The organism is Mesobacillus sp. AQ2, from assembly GCF_030122805.1.
Taxonomy (GTDB): domain Bacteria; phylum Bacillota; class Bacilli; order Bacillales; family Cytobacillaceae; genus Mesobacillus; species Mesobacillus oceanisediminis_A.
On the sequence record NZ_CP126080.1, the window covers coordinates 1,180,547 to 1,204,816 of the forward strand.

Consider the following 24,270-nt stretch of genomic DNA (forward strand, 5'->3'; position numbering starts at 1 on the left):
TTAAGCTGTCCACAGGATGATGTTTAATGGTCCTTAATGACTGCTGAAGTGTCATCTTCACGGTGAGAGGAAGCATACATGCGCTCCTGAGGATGGGTATTGATCGTGCCATCGGCTCTTTTTGAAGCGTATTCCGCTTTTGCCCGAGGCTCGCCCTCAAGCTTATTATTGTTCTGGTTCGGGAAATTGGTTACTTTATTTCGCATAATGCCCTCCGTGACGGGTAAAATTACGTGCATTCCAGAATGGATGCACGCAATCATAGTATTCGAGTAATGACACATAATCATAACTATATTAAAAATTGGCAAAGGGTGATCAGGATGCAGGAAACACACGAAGCGCTGGCCAGCCTGCTTCAGGAAAAAAACAACGGCATCACATATGAGCAGGCTTTGAGATGGGTCGAGCTGTTATGGAGTGACTTTGAAGCGACATACGCCAAAGCAGGCCATAAATATATGGGCAGCGAAATGACAGAAAAAGTCGTCCGCCAATGGATTGAAAATTACGGCAGCCAGCTGCACGAATTCGTTGCCAGGAATCCTAAGTATAAGCATTTATTGGAAGAGGAATAAACCTGACAAAGAGAATCCCCGTTTAAGAGGGGATTTTTGTTTTTTATCGGCATGATTAGCTCAATTAAGTGTGATTAACTACTGTGGGTTTCATAATCCCATCTCTAGCGCTCAGCTATTTTGCATCTCTGAGCAAGCTTTTGAATAATTGCACGGTAAAACATCATAATGGCGCAGTGATCGACGTTAATTGCACCATCAAGCAGAATAATTGCACGTTCAGTCTTATTCATTGCACCCTTAGCAGCTGGAATTAAACCGCAAACCTAATAATAGAAAAACCTCCTCAGCCACATGGGAAAGGAAGTCATAAAGTTTTGGAGTGACTCCAGCCAAACAAAAGCTGCACCCCCATTGTTAGTTTTGTGTCTAATAGTAAAGGTACAGCTCATAAATATTGGTCTTATCCTTCTCCTGGAATGAACTCCAGTTTCTTTCTTAGTTTTTCCTCACTGTAAATCCAGCCTGTGTAAGAGCTGAGGATTTCCAAATCCTTGTTCAAGTTCACGACTGCGACAAATGGATAGTGCCCGTTGCTGCGGTAGCGCAAATCAATGAACCTGACTTCGTAAAAATCATCATATTCATCACATTCCCAGCGGTAAACAGGTGAGAACGAAAGGAATGCGGATAGATTCTTATCTGTTTTTGCTGCTTCAAGCACCGGAGTTTCGGGAACTGGGACACGGTTGAACTGGTCAAGAATCCGCACATGACGTTTGTATCCGCGGCCGACGAAGAATTGGTGCTTGTTCATGACGGCTACACGCCAATGGTTGAACCGCATTGTCGGAGCGATAATGATATCGGTCGCATCCGGAACGATTTTCTCAACAGCACACTTGATTCGATGCTTCACAACGAATCGGTATATATAGTAGAGCACAAGGATTCCATAAATCGTTAAGAAGGTGTATCCGGGGTGTGCTCCAAATGCCCAGAGGAACAAACCGATGACATGAAGCGCAAAAATAATCGGATCAAATGTATTGATTACCCCCAATGCGACCCATTTCGACGAAAATGGCCTTAGTGCCTGTGTTCCATAAGCATTGAAAATGTCGACAAAAACATGAAGGAATACAGCAATGAATGTCCAAATCCATAAGTGCAGCAAATTTGCTTCCGGATTAAAAAAGTATATTGTCCCGGAAATAAGCAGCGGCCAAAGAAGGACAGCTGGAATAGAGTGAGTGACTCCGCGATGGTTCCGTATATAAACTGCATTATTTCTCAGTTTCAGAACGGTATCTATATCAGGGATTTGTGACCCGACGAGTGTAGCGACCAGTACGCTGCTGGCTGTGATGCTGCTTTCGCTGACAGCAGGATCAAGCGTCGCCAACCCGCCCAGAGCGAACCCCATGACAACATGGGTACCAGTATCCATGGAAACCGCCTCCTTTTTTAGATAGTTGATAAAAGCTAAATAAATGAACTGGCAAGTAAAAAGTCTTGTCACAATGCAAATAATCATTTACTTTTAAAGGGTTGAACCATTAAGTCCCTTTACTAGTCATAAAGGAGCTGGCGTAATGATTCAGATGATCATCCAATACGAAGTCAAACAAAATCTGCTTGGCCAATATCAAGAGGCCATCCATCGAATTTCCGCGATGCTTCCTGATTTCGAAGCAAATATGTTTTCATGCAGCCAGTCGGGCCAGCGGAATGTATTCATTGAATCATTTTTTGTGCCGACTGAAGCCCATTATCATGCAATGAAAAAAATGCGTCTTTCCCGGGACCATTCTGTTTTTGGAATGCTGGAGGATTACGTTCCGGGAGGACTCGAACGAATTGGCTTCATGGCGATTAAGCAGAAGCGTTAATATTATATTCCCAAATTTCCGGAAAGTTTAACACCTGGAGGAACAAAAGTGGCAACTGACATCAAGAAATGTGTAGATAAAATGGATAAAAAATCCTTTCAGGATGACTTGATAGGATGGTTTGTTAGCGAGCAGCGAGAACTGCCATGGAGAAAGGATCAGGATCCTTATAAAGTGTGGGTATCTGAGATCATGCTCCAACAAACTAGAGTAGATACTGTCATCCCTTATTTTAATCGATTTTTGGAAAGATTTCCAACCATAGAGGCGCTTGCATCCGCGGATGAAGAAAAGGTCCTGAAAGCCTGGGAAGGTCTCGGTTATTATTCCCGTGTCCGCAACTTACAATCCGCAGTGAAGGAAGTCCATGAACATTACGGAGGCAAAGTCCCTGATTCACCGGAAGAGATAGCTTCGTTAAAAGGGGTAGGCCCATACACGGCAGGGGCCATACTTAGCATAGCCTACGGGAAACCTGAACCTGCTGTTGACGGAAATGTGATGAGGGTCTTGTCGAGGATCCTCCTGATTTGGGATGACATTGCCAGACCTGCATCCCGTAAAATTTTCGAATCGGCTGTGAGGGAAATCATATCGCATGAAAACCCATCTTATTTCAATCAGGCCTTAATGGAGCTGGGAGCCCTAATTTGTACGCCTACTTCTCCTTCATGTCTTCTTTGTCCTGTCAGGGACCATTGTGAGGCGTTCCATGAAGGGGTACAAACTGAGCTTCCAGTAAAAACGAAAAAGAAGAAGCAGAAAAATATCCAGCTGGCCGCAGGGATCTTTAGTGATCAAAGTGGAAGGATCCTTATAAGGAAAAGACCGGAAACTGGCTTGCTGGCAAACCTGTGGGAGTTCCCGACTGTAGAGTTAGACCTCGGATTCCAAAGGCAGCGAGAGCAGCTGTCCGGACATTTTGAAGAACTTTATGGTTTTTCTCCTAAGATAAATGATTCCATAGGCGAAATCGGCCATGTTTTCTCCCATCTGATTTGGAATATTCATGTATTCAGCGGCAGCTTTGATAGCGCTATTCCGGAAACTCAGCAGTTAAAACTTGTTACTGAGCAGGAGATCCAGGAATATGCATTTCCGGTTCCATACCAAAAAATGCTGAAGCGGTATCTTGAAGTTAAAAAGGCTGACTAATCACTAAGGTGGTTAGCAGCCTTTTTTTCATGGTTTATCGGGAATTATTGACCATGCGATATGGATGACTACATGTGGTATTCCTAATCCAGCTTCAGCGCATAGCCCCTCTAGACGCTTCGGTCCTGCCAATGAAGTCAAAGAACGACTTCAGTGTCAGGACCTCCAGCGCTTGTCGGGGCTGAACGAGGCGCTTACGCTTTTTGTTACTAATCGTAACTGATTTTTGTTCCATGGGTGTAATCAGCTTCACCGCGGCTAAGGCCGCCCCTGCGCTCGATTTCTTCAACAATTTCTCTGTGGATGGTCTGCCCTTCGGAATTTAAATATGGCACCATCTGCTGCAGGGAGTGATGGAAAAACGCAAGCTCGCTGTCTCTCCAGTCAGTCTTGGACATCATCGAAAGTTCAGTCATATCACGGCCAACGTACATAAGTGATCATCCTTTCATTTAGGTTTAAACTTAATGTTAGTCTTTTCTGAGGTACTGTTTTTTATCAGGGCTCTTTTGGGAGACTTATTGTCATATATACCTGAAAAAGCTAAAATGAAACAAAATCATGATTCCGCTTTTAACAGAAAGAGGATAGGAAAGGAAATTGCACATGACACAAAAAGTAGCACTCATTACAGGAAGCAGCCGTGGAATCGGCAAAGCAGCGGCCATCAGGCTTGCTAAAGAAGGATATGACATTGTCATCAATTATGCCCGCAGCAAATCGGCAGCATTAGAAACAGCCGAGCAAATCGAATCACTTGGAAGGAAGGCTCTCGTCGTAAAAGCGAATGTCGGTGACGTCAGTAAGATAAAGGCGATGTTTGAACAAATCGATGCAGAGTTTGGAAGGCTGGATGTGTTCGTGAACAATGCAGCATCAGGTGTGCTGCGGCCAGCAATGGAACTGGAAGAATCTCATTGGGACTGGACAATGAACATCAATAGCAAGGCATTGTTATTCTGTGCCCAGGAAGCTGCGAAGCTGATGGAGAGAAATGGAGGCGGAAAGATCGTCAGCATCAGCTCACTTGGTTCAATCCGTTATTTGGAAAACTACACGACGGTCGGAGTCTCAAAGGCAGCGCTTGAAGCCCTGACACGCTACCTGGCTGTTGAATTAGCGCGCAAAAACATCGTCGTCAATGCGGTCTCAGGGGGAGCAGTCGATACGGAAGCTTTGACCCATTTTCCAAACAGGGAAGAACTCCTTGCTGAGGCGAGAGAAAAAACTCCTGCCGGAAGAATGGTCGAAATCGATGACATGATCAATGCCGTCATGTTCCTTTTAAAGGATGAATCGAGCATGATTCGCGGCCAGACAATCATCGTTGACGGAGGAATTTCGCTTTTAGTTTAAGGAGAGCATTTTGGTAAAATTTAGTCGGATAGTAACCCCCACAGATGGTTAATCTATATTTCGTGGAGGTGATAAACGATGGCAAAACAACCTAACCAATCTCAAGCTGGAACTAACATTCAGCAGGTGAGACAACAAAATGCTCAATCTGCTCAAGGTGCACAAGGTCAATATGGCACAGAATTCGCGAGCGAAACAAACGCTCAAGAAGTACGCCAGCAAAACCAGCAGGCTGAAGCACGCAAAGGTCAAAACTCTGGCCAACAGGGTTAATATCACCTAAATGAAAGGCACTCTCACTCGCAGAGTGCCTTTTCCATGCCTGAAAACGGGAGTCCACAATTCGACAAAGGTTCCAAATCCTCTACATAACTAGTCAAAGGAATTCAACGGCTGCCAAAGAATACAATTAGGAGATAAATTTTACAGGGGGTGGATAAGCATGGATAAATTTAACGAATTGGTATCTACTCAAATGCAAACAATGGAAAAGCTTCTGTATTTGCAGTCTGAACTGGAAAGGTGCCAGGAGATTGAAAAGCAGCTGGATGCCCTGAAGCAAAATGCAGAGTTAGAGGAGCTTCGCTTGGAAATTGACCGTAAAAAGCAGGATCTGAAGGAAATCCACCGGATGTTCGAAAAGCAGACGGAGGATGTCATTCATACCTATCAGCAGTTGGCTGTTACATTACGTTAAATTTTTTATAAAGGCACTTTTAGTATTGTTGCTTATCATCAGACCTCTTGTTGAAAATGTTTACTCCGTAACGGCCATGTGAAGCAATTTGAAGAACCCGTGAAGCGGGAATTTACATTTGAAAGAGAAAGCGGTAAAAGTTCAGGAAAAGAGCAATCCATCCGAAAAAAATGAATTTTTATAAAAATTTAAGCAATTTTAAAGGGTCATCGATGGAAATCGATGGCTCTTTTGTTTTAAATTCTCTCGTTAACCGTTATAATAATAAAAAATAGGAATCGTTCTTTGTTGCCTTTTGTCGTTTTAAAGAAACCGAGATAAATATACATTGATAGGTTGCAAAGTTTCCGGGAAAGGAAAGTAGGGGAGAAGAACATGGGCGTACCCACAGAAGGTGAACCAATTCAAATCCATAGTTATAAGCATAATGGGCACATCCATCGAGTCTGGGAAGAAACTACCGTTTTAAAGGGCACACAAAACCTTGTAATCGGCGGAAATGACCGGACTGTCGTCACGGAGTCAGACGGCAGGACCTGGATTACGAGAGAGCCTGCAATCTGTTACTTCCACTCTCAGCTGTGGTTCAACGTTATTGGCATGATCCGGGAAGATGGCGTATATTATTATTGCAATATTAGTTCTCCATTTATTTTTGACGGAGAAGCGCTGAAATATATTGACTATGATCTCGATATTAAAGTTTTTCCAGATATGACGTTTAATCTACTCGATGAAGATGAATATGAGCGCCACCGCAAGGAAATGCAGTACCCTGATGTGATTGACAAAATCCTGAAATACAATGTTGAAAAGCTCAAACGCTGGATCAGGCAAAGGAAGGGACCTTTTGCACCAGATTTCATCGACATTTATTATGAGCGGTATTTAACCTATCGCCGCTAACCATACAGGGAAGACAAGCTTCAGCCTGTTGATTCGATTCAACAGGTTTTTGTTTCGTGCACGAGCAAGGCTCCATAAGGGGGAACTAAAAAATTGGGCAGCATCCGCAGATACTTAAAATTCGTCAAACCATACAGGCTGCAAATCATTGGCACCATCATCATCGGAATCCTGAAATTTGCGATTCCATTATTGATTCCGCTTTTGATCAAATTCGTGCTCGATGATGTCATCGGTAACGATACCTTGACCAAGAGTGAAAAAACGGACAAATTATTCTGGGTCATGGGCATCATGATCGTTGTTTTTGTCGTTCTCAGGCCGCCGATTGAATACTATCGTCAATATTTCGCGCAATGGACAGCGAGCAAAATCCTCTATGATATAAGGGATAGATTGTTTTCCCATATGCAGAGGCTCAGTTATAAATATTATTCAAATACGAGAGCCGGAGAGGTCATCTCGAGAATGATCAATGATGTCGAGCAGACAAAGACTTTCGTTGTTACGGGACTGATGAATCTGTGGCTGGATGTTGCTACGATTTTGATAGCGGCTGCTATCATGTTTACGATGGACGTGAAGTTAACATTCGTTTCCCTGATCCTGTTTCCATTTTACGCTTTTTCGGTAAGATACTTCTTTGGGAATCTTCGAAAGCTTACGAGGGAACGGTCACAGGCACTTGCAGGAGTACAAAGCTATCTGCATGAAAGAGTGGCCGGGATTTCGGTCATCAAAAGCTTTGCGATTGAGGATTATGAACAGACACAGTTTGACCGGCAGAATAAAAACTTTTTAACAAAAGCGCTTGAACATACAAGCTGGAACGCAAAAGCATTTGCTGTGGTCAATACGATTACTGATATAGCCCCGCTCCTTGTCATCGGCTTTTCTGGTTATCAGGTACTCCACGGAAGTCTCACGATCGGGGAAATGGCAGCGTTCATCGCCTATATTGACAGATTGTACAATCCGTTGCGCCGACTGGTGAATTCATCGACGACGCTGACACAGTCGATTGCTTCAATGGACCGGGTATTCGAGTTCATGGATGAGAAATATGATATTAAGGATTCTCCTGATGCAGTGGAATTGAAAAAAGTACATGGTGACATTTCTTTTAAAAATGTTAGCTTCTCGTATGAAGAAGACGGGGAGACGGTACTGAAGTGTTTGAATATAGAGGTTGAAAAGGGTGAAACGATCGCGCTTGTTGGAATGAGCGGCGGCGGGAAGTCATCGTTTGTCAGCCTGATTCCGAGATTCTTCGATGTCACAGATGGAGAAATCCTTCTTGACGGCAAGGACATCCGCTCATTCAAAGTCCGTTCATTGCGCGATAAAATCGGGATGGTTGCACAGGATAATATTTTATTCAGTGAATCGGTGAAATCCAATATACTTTTGGGCAAGCCAGGTGCAAGCGATGAAGAAGTAATCCAGGCTGCAAAAGCCGCGAATGCCCATGAATTTATTATGAATCTTCCCGAAGGCTATGATACCAAAGTAGGGGAAAGAGGAGTCAAGCTTTCCGGCGGCCAAAAACAACGTGTCGCCATAGCGCGAGTCTTCCTTAAGAATCCGCCTATTTTAATTCTTGACGAAGCCACTTCAGCACTTGATCTTGAGAGTGAACATCTTATCCAGGAAGCGATTGAAAAGCTGGCGAAGGACAGGACAACCTTCGTAGTAGCCCACCGCTTATCCACGATCACCCATGCAGACAGGATCGTCCTGATTGAGCATGGTGAAATCGTCGAAGTTGGAAGCCATGAAGAATTGATGGCAAAACAGGGCGGCTATCATAGGTTGTTCCAGGTACAGCAGCTGGAAAATTAAATGAAAAGAAGGAGAACCGGAGCCAATTTGGCTTCGGTTTTTTTATTTGAAGAATTTCTTAAGGCTTTGTAATTCTATTGATTTCAAGTTTATTAAAGAAAATCAACAATCAAGGCGAAAATAGCTTTTCAGAAAGAATCGGTTTTTCAGCATTTTACCCATAATTCTTAGCATACCGTTCGTGTCATATTTCATCAGCTTTTGACATACAAATAGTACCAATTCCCTAATACTATTCAAAATTATTACTATATTTAAATAATTAAGAAAAATCAGTGGACTATTTGTGGGCATTTAATATAAAATGTTTTACACAGAGAGAATTATTTTTATTCAGCAATAATATTTCGGTAATAGAAAGGAGTAGGCAAGTGGTACATGCTCCGGTTTTAGAAGTGAAAAATTTAAGAACATCATTTATCACCAAAGATGGTGAGGTTCCAGCGGTAGATGATGTCAGCTTTTCGGTCAATAAAGGTGAAATCCTTGGAATAGTCGGAGAATCGGGCAGTGGAAAGAGCGTGACATCCTTGTCCGTCATGAAGCTGATTCCGCAGCCGCCGGGAAAAATTGCTGGAGGCGAAATCCTTCTCAATGGCGAAGACCTGGTGCACGCTTCAGAGTCCAGGATGAGGGAAATCCGCGGAAATGAAGTGGCGATGATTTTCCAGGAGCCGATGACTTCGTTGAATCCATTATTCACAATTGGTGAACAGCTGGTGGAAGCGTTGAAAATACATAAGAAGCTCGGCAAAAAGGCGGCATATCAGCAGGCAGTGGAGATGTTGAAGCTTGTCGGCCTTCCCAGGGCAGAGCAAATTGTCAAGGAGTACCCCCACCAGCTTTCAGGCGGGATGAGACAAAGGGTCATGATTGCGATGGCACTCAGCTGCCACCCTCGGGTGCTGATTGCAGATGAGCCGACAACTGCACTTGATGTAACCATCCAGGCGCAGATCCTGGCATTGATGAAGGATTTGAATGAAAAGCTCGATACGGCGATTATCATGATCACTCATGACCTTGGTGTCGTAGCAGAAGTATGCCAGCGTGTCGCTGTCATGTATGCCGGAAAGATTGTTGAGGAAGGGCTTGTCGGGGATATCTTCAAAAACCCTAAGCACCCTTATACTCTTGGCCTGCTTAAATCGATTCCTGATATCCGGGATAAAAAGGAACGCTTATATTCGATACCTGGCAATGTGCCGAAGCCCGGTTCAATCAAGACCGGCTGCCGATTTGCGGCCAGATGCGAATTCGTCATGGACAGATGCCTGAGCGTGGACCCGGAACTCTATGAAACTGACAGGCCAGGTCATACTGTTCGCTGCCTGTTGCATGAGAAGGAGGGAGTAGCCGATGGCAGAAGTACTGTTAAAAGTTGATGGTCTTAAAAAATACTTTCCTATTACAGGCGGGATCCTGGGAAAACAGACCGGGGCAGTCAAAGCAGTTGATGATATCAGCTTCTGGGTGAACAAAGGGGAAACCCTCGGTCTGGTAGGAGAGTCTGGCTGCGGGAAATCGACAACAGGCAGGATGCTGATGCGCCTGATTGATCCGACAGAAGGGCAGGTCGTGTTTGAAGGGAAGGATTTGGTGACCCTTTCTGATAGCGATATGCGCAAGGCCAGAAAGGATATGCAGATGGTGTTCCAGGACCCCTTTGCGTCTTTGAACCCACGGCATACTGTTGAAAAGATCCTCGAGGAACCTCTCATCGTCCATGGAATCGGAACGAAAAAGGAACGAAAGCAAATGGTCAGGGAAATGCTGGAGGTAGTCGGCCTCAGCAGTTACCATGCCAAACGGTATCCCCACCAGTTCAGCGGCGGCCAGCGTCAGAGGATCGGGATCGCCCGGGCGCTGATGACAAGGCCAAAGCTGATCATCGCTGATGAACCAGTTTCAGCACTGGACGTATCCATCCAATCGCAAGTATTGAATTTGCTGGAGGACCTGCAAAAGGAATTCCAGCTGACCTATATTTTTATCGCCCACGATCTTGGTGTGGTCAAACATATCAGCGATAGAGTGGGAGTCATGTATTTAGGCAGACTAGTAGAAATCACGGATGCGGATAAGCTGTACGAAAAACCGCTGCATCCTTACACCAGGGCATTACTTTCGGCGGTGCCGATTCCAGATCCAGATATCAAAAGGGATGGGGTACTGCTGACTGGCGACCTTCCAAGTCCGTCGAATCCACCCCAGGGGTGCGCCTTCCATACAAGGTGCAAGGAGTGTATGGAAATCTGCAAGACAGACAGGCCCGCACTGCGGGAGATTGAACCAGGTCATTTTGCTGCCTGCCATCTGTATTCCTGATTAAAAGGGAATGCTGGCAGGAAAAACAGCATAGATGATATATAACATGGACCCGATAAATAAAACCGGTCCGAAAAAACAAGGGGGAAGAATATGAAAAGGCGTTTTGGATTAATGTTTTTTGCTTTTATCCTCATCCTTAGCATGGGGCTTGCCGGCTGTAATAATGATTCCGGCGGCAAGAAAACAGGCGGGGAATCTGGTTCTGAAGGCGGATCATCGTCTGGCGGAACTCTAGTATTTGGCCGTGGCGGCGATTCAACTTCGCTTGACCCAGCTGTAACTACAGAAGGTGAAGCATTTAAAGTAACAAAAAACATCTATGAAACTCTTATCGAATTCGGTGAGCAGGATACAGAAATTCACCCAGGTCTTGCAGAAGAATGGTCAGAGTCCGAAGATGGTTTGAAGCATACACTTAAACTTCGTAAAGGTGTTAAATTCCATGACGGCACCGATTTCAACGCCGAAGCAGTCGTATTCAACTTCGAGCGCTGGAAGGCCGGAAATAAAGAACAATTCTATTACTATAATTCGCAATTTGGCGATGTAATCAAGGAAGTAAAAGCAGTGGATGAGTATACAGTTGAATTCACATTGAACCGTATCCTTGCTCCATTCTACAAAAACCTTGCGATGTCACCATTCGGGATTGCAAGCCCTGCTGCAATCGAGAAGTATGGTGATAAGTTCATTGAAAATCCAGTAGGTACTGGTCCATTTAAGTTCAAGGAATGGAAGCGCAATGACAAAGTAACATTGGTGAAAAACGAAGATTACTGGGAGAAGGGACTTCCAAAGCTTGATGAAGTCATCTTCCGTGTCATCCCAGAAAACTCAGCTCGTCTGAATGCTCTTAACACAGGAGAAGTCGACATCATTGATGGCGTGAACTTCAGTGATGTTGAATCCATCGAAAACAACAAGGATCTGCAGACGTTCTACCGACCTTCTTTGAACGTGGCCTACCTTGGCCTGAACAACGAACGCGGACCTCTTAAGGATAAGAAAGTACGCCAGGCATTGAATCATGCGGTTAATAAGCAAGCGCTCATCGACGCTTTCTATGCCGGTGCTGCAGAGCCTGCCAAGAACCCAATGCCAAAGACAGTTGCAGGATATAACGATGCTGTAGAAGCATATGAATATGATCCAGAGAAGGCTAAGGCGCTTTTAAAGGAAGCAGGCTTTGAAGATGGTTTTGAAATTGAACTATGGGCAATGCCAGTTCCAAGACCATATATGCCAGATGGAAAGAAAGTTGCTGAAGCGATTCAGAAAGATTTTGCTGAAGTGGGCGTAAAAGCGAAGATTGTTTCTTACGAGTGGGCGACATATCTAGAAAAAACACGTACTGGTGAAGCAGATTCATTCCTTCTGGGCTGGACTGGTGACAATGGTGATGCTGACAACTTCCTGTATGTCCTATTAGACCAGGATAATATCGACAGCAATAACTATGCTCGCTATGCAAACCCGAAAGTGCATGATCTGTTCATCAAGGCTCAGTCTACAAATGACCAGGCTGAACGCGAAAAACTGTATAAGGAAGCTCAATTGTTAATTAAAGAAGATGCTCCATGGATTCCGCTTGTCCACTCTGAGCCTGCACTTGCGGGAAGAGCAGATGTAACTGGATTCAAGGCACATCCGACAGGATCTGATATTCTTTCAACGGTTGAATTCAAAAAATAATGCATCGGGGAAAGGGAGAACATATGCATTCTCCCTTTTCTATTGGTAATAGAAATTATTCAAATTAAGGAATGTCTAGCTCCAGCGCCTAGCCAGTTTTCATCCCTGATATAGCATCCTCGAGTATCTTGCGAAAAGCGTTAGCTTTGAGCAGCTCGAGTCACTTCGGTCCGCCCAATGAAGTCAAGGAACGACTTCACCGGTCGGCCCTCCAGTGCTTGTCGGGGCTGGCCAAGGCGCTTACGCTTTTCATCAAGAAATGAGGTGGGAAGGTGTTTGCCTATTCTGTCAGAAGGATTTTTTCACTAATTCCTGTACTGTTGGGACTATCACTTATTGTATTTTTCATGATCCGAGCAATCCCTGGCGATCCCGCCCAAGTCATTCTCGGACAGTTGGCGACTAAAGATGCCATTGCGGATTTAACGAGAGAGCTTGGACTCGACCAGCCGTGGTACATGCAATATTTTAATTATCTTGGTGGGCTGTTGACAGGGGACTTAGGACAATCACTAAGGACGAAGTCGGAAATAAGCAATGAAGTCTGGCCATATCTAGCCGCAACGATGGAACTTTCATTTGTCGCGATGATGATTGCGATTTTTATAGGTGTCAATGCGGGAATCATCAGTGCGTGGTTCCAGAATTCCTGGTTTGATTACGGTGCAATGGTATTAGCGCTTGTCGGTGTATCGATGCCGATTTTTTGGCTTGGTTTGATGGAACAATGGATGTTCGCCATCAATCTCGATATCCTGCCGACCTCCGGGCGAGAAGAAGTAAGGAACCCGGTCGATGCCATCACAAATTTTTATATTATTGATACATTGATCCAGGGGAGAACTGACCAGTTTGTCGAGGTACTTAAGCATCTTGTCCTGCCGGCCATGGCGCTGGCAACGATTCCGATGGCCATCATCGCAAGGATCACCCGCTCGACAATGCTTGAGGTCATGAGGTCTGATTTTATCAGAACTGCAAGAGCGAAAGGGTTGAGCATGTTCTGGGTCGTTTACAAACACTCCCTGAAAAATGCAATCATCCCTGTATTGACGGTTATCGGTTTGCAGACAGGCCTTCTGCTTGGCGGCGCGATCCTTACCGAAACGATCTTCAGTTGGCCGGGGATTGGCCGATATATTTACGAAGCAATCAATTACCGCGATTATCCGGTAATCCAATCCGGCATCCTGATCATTGCGCTCATCTTTGTACTGATCAATCTAGTAGTGGACTTATTGTATGCAGCAATTGATCCTCGGATCAAATACCGTTGATGGAAGGGGAGAAATAGATGGAGATTTCAACTCAAAAACAAATGCCGCCGCCGGCCGTGCAGGCAGAGGAAAAAGTGGCGTCTCCCTGGGCAGAAGCATGGTATAGTTTCAAGAAGAATAAACTGGCCGTTGTCGGAACGGTAATTGTCTTGTTCTTTATTTTGCTGGCAATCTTTGCTCCATTGATTACGCCAGAGGGCATCAATGACCAGAAAATGGAGGTCCGTCTCCAAGCTCCTTCAGCAGATCATTGGTTCGGCACAGACGACTTTGGCCGTGATATCTTTTCCAGGGTTGTTTTTGGAGCAAGGATTTCTTTATGGGTAGGAACCTTTGCGGTAATGGGTTCAATCATCGTAGGCTGCCTGCTCGGTATCCTTGCCGGTTACTATGGCCGATGGGTAGATACCATTATATCAAGAGCTTTTGATATCATGCTGGCATTCCCAAGCATTCTATTGGCAATTGCCATTGTTGCTGTTCTCGGACCTTCCCTTAGGAATGCGCTCATAGCGATAGCAATCATTAATATTCCAAACTTTGGAAGGTTGATTCGGTCTAGGGTACTCAGTGTTAAGGAAGAGGAATATATCATGGCAGCGAAGGCGGTCGGGATGAAGGACAGCCGGATCCTGTTCCAGCATATTCTGCCAAATAGTATGGCGCCAATCATCGTCCAGGGCACATTGGCCATTGCGACGGCGATTATTGAAGCGGCCGCACTCGGCTTCCTTGGGCTTGGTGCTGACGCTCCAAATCCTGAATGGGGAAAGATGCTTGCAGATGCAAAAGATTATATGATCCAGGCACCATGGACAATGATTTTTCCTGGGCTTGCCATCATGCTGACCGTACTTGGTTTCAACCTGATGGGTGATGGCCTGAGGGATGCACTGGATCCAAGAATGAAGAGCTAATCCTATATGTAAAACGAAAAGCAGCTGATAATCCAGCTGCTTTTAAATTTCAGTATTTTGTTCGATCGTGATATTGCCGTCATCTTTATGATAGGACTGGAAGCTTGTCACGAGTTTATCGAGGTGTTCAACTTGCTCGCCGTATTCCATGATGATCGAGACTAATTGCATGACGTGGTACAGCATCTGGCTGTTTGTTTGATCCAGCTCATTTCTTTGCGCCAAAAACAATTCAAAAAGCTGTTTTTTGTCCAGGCAGACCTCACCCGCGATATAGGAAGTTTCAGGGCGGACTTTTCCGACATACTTCAGCATTACTTGTTCATGATGATTGATCAGGTAATCAAGCTGCTGCTGAATGACTTCCTGGAATTCTACCGGGAGCTGGTTGAATTCATTCTCGTATCGATGAAGCCTTCTCAGTGTTTCCAATGATTTTTTAACCGTGTTGATCATCTGTCTATAGATGACGAGTTTACGTGATTTAGCGAGTGTATTTTTCTTAAAATAATCACGTTCTTCTTTGTACATCATGTATAGCTGATCGAGCTTGATAATGCCTTCGCGAAGCTTCTCGATGTCTGCCTTAAGGAGCTGGTGCTCGGAGGCGTGGCGTGTGCTCAGCCTGATCCATTTCGTAATTTCCTCTGATAGAATGGAACTCTTGTAATAAAGTTTGTTTTCATACTTCGGAGGCAGGAAAACTAGATTGACAATGAATGCAGAAACAACCCCGAGCATGATGGTCGAGAAACGAATCACAGCAAATTGGATGAAATTATCGCCAGGCGTCTCCATGATTGCAATTAGAGTTACCATCGAAAGTGAAATCGTCTTTTCCAGATTCAGCTTAAGGTTTAACGTAATAACCAGTACCGCCGCAAGGCCGATGATGAAAATGCTGTTGCCAAACGCCATGACGAACAAGACCGCGGTCGCGGCACCGATCAGATTGCCCTGGATATGTTCAATGATTGATTGATAAGAGCGATATACAGTGGGCTGCAGGGCAAAAATCGCTGCAATCCCGGCAAATACCGGTGATGGCAGATTGAAAATATTCGATAAAAATAATGCAAGAGTAATGGCAATTCCCGTTTTTAAAATGCGGGCACCAAGTTTCATTTAGAGTGAATTCCTTTCATTAGAGACAAAAAATCTCATTCGTTAAATGCAAAGACCGTGAAATTATTTATACTTTAAACCATTTTGTTTAAAACTAAACAATTATGTACTATACAATGGATATGGGAGAAGTTCAAGCGTCAATTTACCAAAAAACAAGCCTTTTTTTATGAAAGTGGTTACATTTCATTGGAGAGGATATCGGTAAAACAAACTTATTGGAGATATTCCTTAATTATTGTGAGATATTCCTGAAAAAGCGGATATATTCCTTAAAAATGGATTATATTCCTTAGAACCAAAATATATTCCTTAAAATCCAGCCTTTATTCCTGAATCAGGCTAATCTGGATTGTGTCCAAAATAAATGGCCCCGTTTTAGTAACGGGGCCACTATCATTTTCTTAAATCATTCAGTTGATACGGCCGGGTCTGCCTGCTCTTTAACAGGAACGACCTGAACAAAGTGATCTTCTGGATGCTCCATTATTAATGCAAGTTCTTTGGCTTCATTTTCCTGGCCATGGCGTGCCAGCATCTCGGTATAGGATGAAAGCATTTCTTTTACATCCTGTACGCCTTTTGCGGTTAGTGTGTCGATGGAAACCTTCGCGCCTTTGGCAATACGGCGGGTGAGGGCTTCTCTTGTCAAGCCCATCTCCGGCTGATGTCTCAGATAGACGACACCGCCTGTCATGCCTGCACAAATCCATGGTCCCGGATCACCGAGGACAAGTCCGCGGCCATTCGTCATGTATTCAAACGCAAATCCTTTGATATTGGCGTTTGTTCCAATGTTGCCGAATTCTTTTTCAGGGATAGGCTTTTTCACAAGTCCGCCGATGATCATATCAGCTCCTGATAAACGGATTCCAGCACGGGCGTCGGCATTGCCCTGTGCGACGAGCAATCCTTTCTGCGCTCCGTAGCCAAAGCCTTTGCCGACTGAACCATTGTAGAAACCGCCATCCTTGCCAGGGGATTTCGCGATTAAAATCGCACCGCCGAATGAAGTCTTACCGACTCCGTCCTGGCCGCCGCCGTCAATCTCGATGTTGATGCCATCTGTGTTATAGGCGCCAAGTCCGTTTCCGAGAATGGAACCTTTGTAGCGAAGTGAGACTGGCTGCAGATTACGATAGGATCCATCAAGACGTCCACGGACACGGTGGCAGGAAACCCTGCTGGCCAGCACACGCTGTTCGGCAGTGACAGCTCTGAATTCGCGTGACTGATGAAGCTCTTCGTCGATTGCATCAAGATACTCGGCGCCTGCAGCGACCTGGAGCTGTGCTGATGCCATCGCGGCAGCAGCTTCTTTTTGATGCATGATCTGGCCGATTTCAAGCGGCTTCAGCAGGTAGGTCAAATCAAGCAAGTCATTTCCTTTAATCTGTTCCAGCAAGTCGGAGCGGCCGACTGCTTCCTGCAGATTTTTGATTCCGGCAGAAGCAGCCAGAGCCTTCAGTTCATTCCCGAATGCAGTGAATAGATTCATGATACCCTGGACAGCAAGGTCGAACTGGCGAGGTACAAATCGGCGCAATCCGTGTTCCTTTGCCTGTGCTTCTGAGTCGATTTGGGTTGCGATCCCGACATGGCATGTATCCAGATGGCAGCCTCGGCAAGTTGTACAGCCGATGGCCAGCATTGACAGCGTACCAAAGCCGACGCGGTTTGCACCAAGGAGCATATATTTAATCACATCCTGAGCACTCTTCACACCGCCATCAGCCCAGAGCTCGACATTGTCGCGCAATCCTGCTTCAAGCAAGGCATTGTGTGCCGCCTTAATGCCAATTTCGGCAGGCAAGCCGACAAACTGGAGTGCGTGGATGCGGGCAGCACCTGTACCGCCGTCAAAACCGCTCAAGGTGATGATATCAGCCCCTGCCTTGGCGATACCAACTGCAATCGTGCCGATATTCGGAACGACAGGAACCTTAACGGCTACACGTGCCTGGTCATTGGCTGTCTTGAGCTCATGGATCATTTGCGCAAGGTCTTCGATCGAATAAATATCATGGTTGTTTGATGGTGAAATCAAATCAGAACCAATGGTGGCATTCCTTGCCTCCGCTATTTTAGCTGTAACCTTCGAACCAGGAAGGTGTCCGCCTTCACCAGGCTTTGCGCCCTGACCAATCTTGATTTCAAGAAGATTGGAAGAGTTCAGCAGCTCCGCATTCACACCGAAACGTCCTGAGGCAACCTGCTGGCCTCGCGTGCGCGGGTACTTGCCAAGCATATCCTTGATTTCGCCGCCCTCGCCGTTCATGCTTACCATGTTCAAACGGTCTGCGCCTTCAGCATATGCACGGAATGCGATTTCGTTTTGCGAACCAAATGACATTGAAGCGATGACAAACGGCAGGCTGTGTTCACCTACGCCGATTTCAACTTCTTCTGGTGAAACCTTTGAGTCGGTCTTTTTCAATCCAGTCAAATGGCGGATCGTAGTCGGGTTGCTGTCTTCCTGTTCGGAAATTTTCTCCCGGTAGACACTATAGTCCCCGGTAGAAGCAACCTCACCAATCGCTTTCCAGATACGAGGAAAGAGGTGGAACGTCTTGCCGATCCGTTCTTTTTCGTTCTGGAAGTCTTCAGCTCTTTTCAATGCGTCTTCTTTCATTGCTTCGAAATTGTATGCAAGTTCATTAGAACCAAAGAAGTTCACGATCACTAAATAATCTGCAACTTCATCATTCAGGCCGATTGCCGAGAACAGACGCCCGTATCCGCGCAATTCATGGATACCGATTGTGGAAATAACCTTTTCAAGGCCTTTCGTAAGGGCGCTGTACAGATTCACAAGCGGTGTGATGGACTCATCGAGTACTGTCATGAACATATAATATGGGCTGACTGCGTCTGCGCCCAGTCCGAGTGCAACAATGATATCATGCAGCGATCTTAAGGAAGCGGAACGAAGCAGCAGTGAGCAGTCGCGGCGCAATCCTTCTTTTACAAGAGCCTGGTCGATCGCTGAGACGACCAGATGCGGATCGAGCCACAGAGAATTTTCCTGGTGGGCCATTGCATCGTCAAGAACAAGCAATGTTTTGCCATCCTTCACAGCAGCAATTGCCTCAGCAGCAAGTTTCTCAAGCGCATCCTTGACTGTTTCGTCACTGTGGAAAACTGTTTCCAGATAGGCAGCAAGTTTGTCATCCTGATAGCATTGGATGACCTGGTCCATGCTTGGCTGGCCAGTTTTCAACGAAGCCTCATAGCCTGCTTTGCCTTCGATAAGCAGAGGGGTGAGCAGTTCGATGACTTTTCCTGTTTCTGTTTTTCCGAAAAGCGAAGGGCGTTTGCCAAGAACAGTCCTTGTTGAAAAATGTTCCGCCTCGCGGTCACGGTCTATTGCAGGATTTGTTACGACAGCGACACTTTCTTTAATAAAATCAGCGATATTTTTGCGTTCTGGATTCATCGCAGCAAGCGGAGCGTCATGTCCAAGGGAGCGGATTGGCTCTGCCCCTTTTTCAGCCATCTGTTCGACGAGCTGGACGTGGTCACGCTCCCAGCCGAATGCCTTATATTGTCCGTTATGGATTTTATCCGGGTATGTCATTGTTACCGTTTTTGCAAGATTTGCACCCTGTAGGCGATGACGGGCTTCCTGGAAAGAAATACGCCCGGAAAAACGCTGGTAAACCGCACTCTGGAACTGCTCCATTTCATAAACTTCGATTTTGTCACCATTCCATTTCAGGCCGACCTTCTCGCCCGGTGCAAGTGGCTTGGGGTCATTTGTGTACTCTGTTGATGAAATGATTCCCGGTTCTGATGAGAACAGGTATGAGCTTTCTGTTTCAACCATCCAGAGAGGGCGCAGGCCAAGAGCATCCACACTGAATACTGCTTCGTCGGCAAATCGCGAAATGATTCCGGCAGGTCCCTGTGCGAAGTGTCCCCATGCTTCGCGGATATAAGTATATAAATCTTGTAAATGCTCCGGATAAGCTTTGATTTCATTGATGATTGGCGGGAACATCATGTCCATTGCCTCGAACAATGAGTAGCCATCACGGCAGATGAATGTTTCCAGCGTACGGCTTAAATCCTGTGAGTCACTGCCATCTTTGACGAGTGGGACATTGACCATTCGAGCTTCGTCGCGGAGTCTTGCAATTGTATTGATTTCTCCGTTATGTCCAAGGACGCTGAAGGGCTGAACACGGAAAAAGCTTGATAGAGTATTAGTAGAATAACGGTTGTGCCCAAGAGTCATAGTGGATGCCACAAGCGGGCTTGCCAGGTCATGGTAGTATTTCGGCAGTATGTCGCCTGCGCCCATAACCTTATAAACAGCGTGGTATTGGCTTAGGGAAGCCACATGAACCTGATCGTTTTTCTCGAAATCTATGATCATATTAAACAATTTGCCTGAAAGTTCCTGTCCGACTTCGTCTGCAAGGCATGCGAACTGCCAAAATACAGGATTTTCCTGGATGGCAATCGGGCCAAGCGCTTCAGGATTTGTTACGTCAACAGATGAAAAGATCGGCATCATGTTTTGCTCTTCAAGCTTTGCCTTAAGTTCATCCTGGATTGCTTCAGCTTGATCGGTCCTCGTGATAAAAACATGTCCGACGACGAAGCTTTCGTTGTCGACAGCGCTGGATTCCACACCAGCTTCAATAAGTTTTTCCTTCCAGAGCGCCCGTGGAATATCGATGTGCACACCCACTCCATCACCTTCGCCATTGATAAAGCCTGCTCGGTGGTTCATGGTGACGAGGCCATCAATACAGTGAAAAATATTTTCGCGCGTCGGGATCTTCTTTTTTTCAATGCTGGCTACAATTCCGCAGGCATCGTGTTCGAATCTTGAGAAATCTTTGAATTTGGAAGGGCTCCATTGTGTTGTCATAAATTTCGGCTTATAAAGTGTTCCTTTAAGCCGGTTCACCTCCTGAAAAAATAATCTATGATTTGTCGTTTGATAGCTTGGTACATGAGGGTATAACATTTTGACGGGAATTTAAAGCAAGGGATTAAAAGCGGCCACTTGAATGGCTAATTTTAAGAATATTAATAGCAACTATATCATAAGAATTTTCAGAAATCAATTATTTATACATATTTTTGGATGAAAAGAATTTGGAGAAGGATTATCGTAAATGGAAAATAGCTAGCAATGTAAACGTTTTCATTTATAGGATGAAAAATAACAGGCATCCAATCAATGCCTGTTATGTATAGAAAGTTGTATATTTATTCATTCGCCATTGAATAAAATGCCTGGTCAACTGCATGCAGGGTGGCTTCAATATCTTCCTGTGTATGAGCAATCGTAACGAACCATGCTTCATATTTGGAAGGAGCTAGATTGATTCCCTGCTGAAGCATCAGGTTGAAGAAACGCGCAAACATTTCGCCATCTGTGTTCTCTGCCTGCTCATAGTTTTCGATCTTTTCAGTTGTAAAGTAGATGGTGAGCGCACCTTTCAGACGATTGGTCGAAATCGGGATCCCGTGCTTGCTTGCTGAAGCTGTGATTCCTTCTTCGAGCATCGCGCCAAGCTGATCTAGGTAATCATATACACCATCCTGTTTCAGGACTTCCAGGCAGGCAATGCCGGAAAGGATGGAAGCCGGGTTGCCAGCCATCGTGCCCGCTTGATAAGCAGGGCCAAGTGGAGCGACTTTTTCCATAATTTCAGCACGGCCGCCGTAAGCGCCGATTGGCAGGCCTCCGCCGATGATCTTGCCCATTGCTGTAAGGTCAGGTGTGATTCCCAGCAAGTCCTGAGCTCCGCCGTACATAAAGCGGAAGGCGGTGATGACTTCATCAAAAATGATCAGCGATCCAGCCTGATGGGTAAGCTCCTTCACTTCCTCTAGGAAACCAGGTTTAGGTTCGACAATTCCAAAATTGCCGACAATCGGCTCCACTAAAACTGCCGCGATTTGGTCGCCCCATTTTTCAAGTGCCTCCTTGAAAGGTTCAATATCATTGAATGGCACTGTAATGACTTCCTGTGCAATGCTTTTAGGCACACCAGCTGAATCAGGCGTCCCAAGAGTGGATGGACCAGAACCTGCAGCAACTAATACCAGGTCTGAGTGGCCGTGATAGCAGCCGGCAAACTTGATGATTTTATCGCGCCCGGTATATGCCCGTGCTACTCGGATTGTCGTCATGACTGCTTCGGTACCTGAATTCACAAAACGCACTTTATCCATCCCGGGCATTGCTTCCTTCAGCATTTTTGCGAATTTAACCTCATGAGGAGTTGGCGTGCCATATAATACCCCTGTTTCGGCAGCTCTTTTGATTGCCTCGGTAATATGCGGGTGGGCATGCCCCGTGATAATCGGGCCATATGCCGCCAGATAATCGATGTATTGATTGCCGTCCACATCCCAGAAGTATGCCCCCTGGGCCCGTTCCATCACAACAGGGGCACCGCCGCCGACTGCCTTGTAGGAACGGGACGGGCTATTTACGCCTCCGACGATATGTTCAAGTGCTTCATTATGTATTCGCTCAGAATTCGTTCTTTGCATCATTAAACCTCCTAAATATGACTGCCTAACTATTTTATCATTAATTTTATTTTTTACCGATTGTTTCACTTTTCGTTCATTTCCAACGAAAAAGAAGCTTTGTTTTAGACTCGCAATTCCTTCGTTATTCAACATGTTTTCTGATTGAACTATCCGAGACCACGAAAAGGGTAATCAGGCATAGCATTTGTTTTAGCCAGGAGGATTGGCTAAACTGTTTGAGTGACCAAAGGAGGAAATCAACATGAACGCAATTGAAGTGAATGGACTGCGGAAGGAATTCAAGGCATATTCGAGCCGTTCCGGATTATCGGGAGCCTTCCGTGATCTTTTTACACGTAATTATAAAATCGTTCCTGCAGTGAACGATATCAACTTTACCGTCAAACAGGGAGAGATGGTCGGTTACATCGGTGAAAATGGCGCCGGGAAATCGACGACAATTAAAATGCTGACCGGAATCCTGACTCCGACTTCAGGAAGTGTCATTGTAAATGGCATGAATCCTCATAAAGAAAGGGAAAGGTTCGTCCAGACGATTGGTGTTGTGTTTGGCCAGCGTTCCCAGCTCTGGTGGGATATCGCTGTCCAGGAATCGTTCCGTCTGTTGAAAAAAGTATATAAAGTTTCGGATGCTCAGTATAACGAGCATATGGACCATGTGATTAAAACGCTTGATCTGGAACCGTTGCTCGATAAGCCAGTAAGGAAGCTTTCGCTTGGGCAGAGGATGCGCTGTGAACTTGCCGCCGCGCTGATCCATAACCCGCCGCTGCTTTTCCTTGATGAGCCGACTATTGGTTTGGATGTGCTCGTTAAGCTGAAAATAAGAGAGTTTTTAAAAGAAATAAATGAGAAGTACAATACGACGATTCTGTTGACAACGCACGATTTGACTGATATCGAGGCACTGTGCGAGCGGGTCATCATGCTTGATGAAGGGAATATTATCTATGATGGCGCCCTGAAAAGTCTGAAGGAGAAATGGGGAGAAGGAAAGGAAATCAGTTTTGAGTTCCTTGAACCTGCTGACATTAACCATCTCGAGTCGTTGACAGCCAATCTGGGTATAAAGTGGGAACTGGATGAGAAGAGTCAGGTCTTTACCGCGATGACTGGGGATGATGAGGAAACTGTGTCCCAGGTGATTGCACTGACGGTCGCTGCCTATAAGGTCAGGGATGTAAAAATCAATGAGCCATCCACTGAAGAGATCATCCGCAATATCTATGATAAAGGGATGGCGATCAATGGATAAATATCTTGAAATGATCCGCATCCGTTTTTTGATGATGCTGGCGTACAGGACGAATTATTATACGGGAATCTTGATTTACAGTATCAATATCGGAGCTTACTACTTTCTTTGGAATGCGATTTATGGAGGAAAGAGTGAAATAGAAGGCTTGAGTGCTGTGCAAATGACGACTTATGTGGCGGTTGCCTGGATGGCAAGGGCGTTTTATTTCAATAATATCGATCGGGAAATGGCGACGGAAATCAAGGAAGGCAAGGTAGCCGTTGAATTGATCAGGCCATACAGCTATCTCGGCATGAAAACGATGCAGGGACTGGGAGAAGGGATATTTAGATTGTTCTTCTTTTCCGTTCCTGGGATGGTAATTGTCGCGTTGATTTTCCCATTGGAATTTTCAGCGGACGCCGCGACCTGGGGATTGTTCGCAATTTCGATTGTGCTAAGCTTTTTCATCAACACACAATTGAACCTGCTGACGGGAATCACTACTTTCTTCTTATATAATAATACTGGCCTGATTAGGGCCAAGCGTGTCCTCATCGACCTGTTTTCAGGATTGCTGCTGCCAATCAGCTTCTTTCCTGGCTGGGCCCAGGAAATTATGAGGTTTCTTCCCTTTCAGGGAATCAGCTATATTCCTAGCATGATATTCACGAATGGCTTAACAGGGAGCGAGGCAGTCGAAGGTCTTATGCTTCAGGCTGCATGGGTGTTGATATTGGTGATCCCAACCCAGATTCTTTGGGTCATAGCAAAAAAACAATTGATTATACAGGGAGGGTGAC

The 24,270-nt window shown here is 45.4% G+C and carries 21 protein-coding genes; 15 read left to right on the forward strand and 6 right to left on the reverse strand.

Going from position 1 to position 24,270, the window contains the following annotated elements; genetic code table 11:
• Nucleotides 1–23 precede the first annotated feature (23 nt).
• Nucleotides 24–206, reverse strand: a complete 183-nt coding sequence (locus tag QNH36_RS05815; RefSeq protein ID WP_144475041.1) for a small, acid-soluble spore protein K — start codon at nt 204–206, stop codon at nt 24–26.
• Between the two features lie 117 nt (nt 207–323).
• Between QNH36_RS05815 and QNH36_RS05820 the strand changes: the two genes are divergently transcribed.
• Nucleotides 324–578, forward strand: a complete 255-nt coding sequence (locus QNH36_RS05820) for a YfhJ family protein (protein ID WP_144475040.1) — start codon at nt 324–326, stop codon at nt 576–578.
• A gap of 403 nt (nt 579–981) precedes the next feature.
• Here QNH36_RS05820 and QNH36_RS05825 read toward each other — a convergent pair whose 3' ends face one another.
• Nucleotides 982–1,968: a metal-dependent hydrolase gene (locus tag QNH36_RS05825; protein WP_144475039.1), complete on the reverse strand. Its 987-nt coding sequence runs from the start codon at nt 1,966–1,968 to the stop codon at nt 982–984.
• A 145-nt stretch (nt 1,969–2,113) separates the two neighbouring features.
• Here QNH36_RS05825 and QNH36_RS05830 point away from each other — a divergent pair, with 145 nt between their 5' ends.
• The gene (locus QNH36_RS05830; RefSeq protein WP_251543778.1) at nt 2,114–2,410 is read left to right on the forward strand and encodes a hypothetical protein; all 297 of its coding nucleotides are present in this window, start codon (nt 2,114–2,116) and stop codon (nt 2,408–2,410) included.
• Nucleotides 2,411–2,491: 81 nt separating this feature from the next.
• Nucleotides 2,492–3,565 carry an A/G-specific adenine glycosylase gene (gene mutY, locus QNH36_RS05835; RefSeq protein ID WP_144475523.1) on the forward strand — a complete coding sequence of 358 codons (1,074 nt, stop codon included), beginning with the start codon at nt 2,492–2,494 and terminating at the stop codon, nt 3,563–3,565.
• 209 nt (nt 3,566–3,774) lie between these two features.
• Here mutY and QNH36_RS05840 read toward each other — a convergent pair whose 3' ends face one another.
• A complete protein-coding gene (locus tag QNH36_RS05840; protein WP_144475037.1) occupies nt 3,775–3,999 on the reverse strand; it encodes a hypothetical protein in 225 nt (74 codons plus the stop codon).
• Nucleotides 4,000–4,171: 172 nt separating this feature from the next.
• Here QNH36_RS05840 and fabL point away from each other — a divergent pair, with 172 nt between their 5' ends.
• The 10 genes from fabL (at nt 4,172) to QNH36_RS05890 (ending at nt 14,583) form a co-directional block, all read left to right on the forward strand.
• Nucleotides 4,172–4,921, forward strand: coding sequence for an enoyl-[acyl-carrier-protein] reductase FabL (gene fabL / locus QNH36_RS05845; RefSeq protein ID WP_144475036.1), 750 nt, complete (start codon nt 4,172–4,174; stop codon nt 4,919–4,921).
• 78 nt (nt 4,922–4,999) lie between these two features.
• Entirely contained in the window at nt 5,000–5,194 is a 195-nt protein-coding gene (locus tag QNH36_RS05850; RefSeq protein ID WP_144475035.1) for a gamma-type small acid-soluble spore protein, read from the forward strand.
• Nucleotides 5,195–5,363: 169 nt separating this feature from the next.
• Nucleotides 5,364–5,618: a YgaB family protein gene (locus QNH36_RS05855; RefSeq protein WP_144475034.1), complete on the forward strand. Its 255-nt coding sequence runs from the start codon at nt 5,364–5,366 to the stop codon at nt 5,616–5,618.
• A gap of 375 nt (nt 5,619–5,993) precedes the next feature.
• Nucleotides 5,994–6,524 (forward strand): nucleoside tri-diphosphate phosphatase, encoded by a 531-nt coding sequence (gene ntdP / locus QNH36_RS05860; protein WP_041967592.1) that lies wholly within the window; start codon nt 5,994–5,996, stop codon nt 6,522–6,524.
• Nucleotides 6,525–6,617: 93 nt separating this feature from the next.
• Nucleotides 6,618–8,366: an ABC transporter ATP-binding protein gene (locus QNH36_RS05865; RefSeq protein WP_251543776.1), complete on the forward strand. Its 1,749-nt coding sequence runs from the start codon at nt 6,618–6,620 to the stop codon at nt 8,364–8,366.
• Nucleotides 8,367–8,737: 371 nt separating this feature from the next.
• Nucleotides 8,738–9,751, forward strand: a complete 1,014-nt coding sequence (locus QNH36_RS05870) for an ABC transporter ATP-binding protein (protein ID WP_144475032.1) — start codon at nt 8,738–8,740, stop codon at nt 9,749–9,751.
• Complete coding sequence (locus QNH36_RS05875; RefSeq protein ID WP_144475031.1) at nt 9,726–10,694, forward strand: ABC transporter ATP-binding protein; 969 nt, start codon at nt 9,726–9,728, stop codon at nt 10,692–10,694. Before QNH36_RS05870 ends, QNH36_RS05875 begins: the two co-directional genes overlap by 26 nt.
• A gap of 93 nt (nt 10,695–10,787) precedes the next feature.
• A complete protein-coding gene (locus QNH36_RS05880) occupies nt 10,788–12,389 on the forward strand; it encodes an ABC transporter substrate-binding protein (protein ID WP_283904923.1) in 1,602 nt (533 codons plus the stop codon).
• Nucleotides 12,390–12,661: 272 nt separating this feature from the next.
• Nucleotides 12,662–13,666, forward strand: a complete 1,005-nt coding sequence (locus tag QNH36_RS05885) for an ABC transporter permease (RefSeq protein WP_144475029.1) — start codon at nt 12,662–12,664, stop codon at nt 13,664–13,666.
• Nucleotides 13,667–13,683: 17 nt separating this feature from the next.
• The gene (locus tag QNH36_RS05890; protein WP_283904924.1) at nt 13,684–14,583 is read left to right on the forward strand and encodes an ABC transporter permease; all 900 of its coding nucleotides are present in this window, start codon (nt 13,684–13,686) and stop codon (nt 14,581–14,583) included.
• Between the two features lie 42 nt (nt 14,584–14,625).
• Here the strand turns inward: QNH36_RS05890 and QNH36_RS05895 are convergent, their stop codons facing one another.
• The 3 genes from QNH36_RS05895 to QNH36_RS05905 form a co-directional block, all read right to left on the reverse strand.
• A complete protein-coding gene (locus QNH36_RS05895) occupies nt 14,626–15,708 on the reverse strand; it encodes an FUSC family protein (RefSeq protein WP_144475027.1) in 1,083 nt (360 codons plus the stop codon).
• 409 nt (nt 15,709–16,117) lie between these two features.
• Complete coding sequence (locus QNH36_RS05900; RefSeq protein ID WP_283904925.1) at nt 16,118–20,587, reverse strand: glutamate synthase-related protein; 4,470 nt, start codon at nt 20,585–20,587, stop codon at nt 16,118–16,120.
• A 344-nt stretch (nt 20,588–20,931) separates the two neighbouring features.
• On the reverse strand, nt 20,932–22,227 hold the full coding sequence (locus QNH36_RS05905) for a glutamate-1-semialdehyde 2,1-aminomutase (RefSeq protein WP_144475522.1): 1,296 nt from the start codon (nt 22,225–22,227) through the stop codon (nt 20,932–20,934).
• A 244-nt stretch (nt 22,228–22,471) separates the two neighbouring features.
• Between QNH36_RS05905 and QNH36_RS05910 the strand changes: the two genes are divergently transcribed.
• Nucleotides 22,472–23,485 carry an ABC transporter ATP-binding protein gene (locus tag QNH36_RS05910; protein WP_144475025.1) on the forward strand — a complete coding sequence of 338 codons (1,014 nt, stop codon included), beginning with the start codon at nt 22,472–22,474 and terminating at the stop codon, nt 23,483–23,485.
• Complete coding sequence (locus QNH36_RS05915) at nt 23,478–24,269, forward strand: ABC transporter permease (RefSeq protein ID WP_144475024.1); 792 nt, start codon at nt 23,478–23,480, stop codon at nt 24,267–24,269. The genes QNH36_RS05910 and QNH36_RS05915 overlap by 8 nt, the downstream gene beginning before the upstream one ends.
• The last annotated feature ends 1 nt before the right edge of the window (nt 24,270 follow it).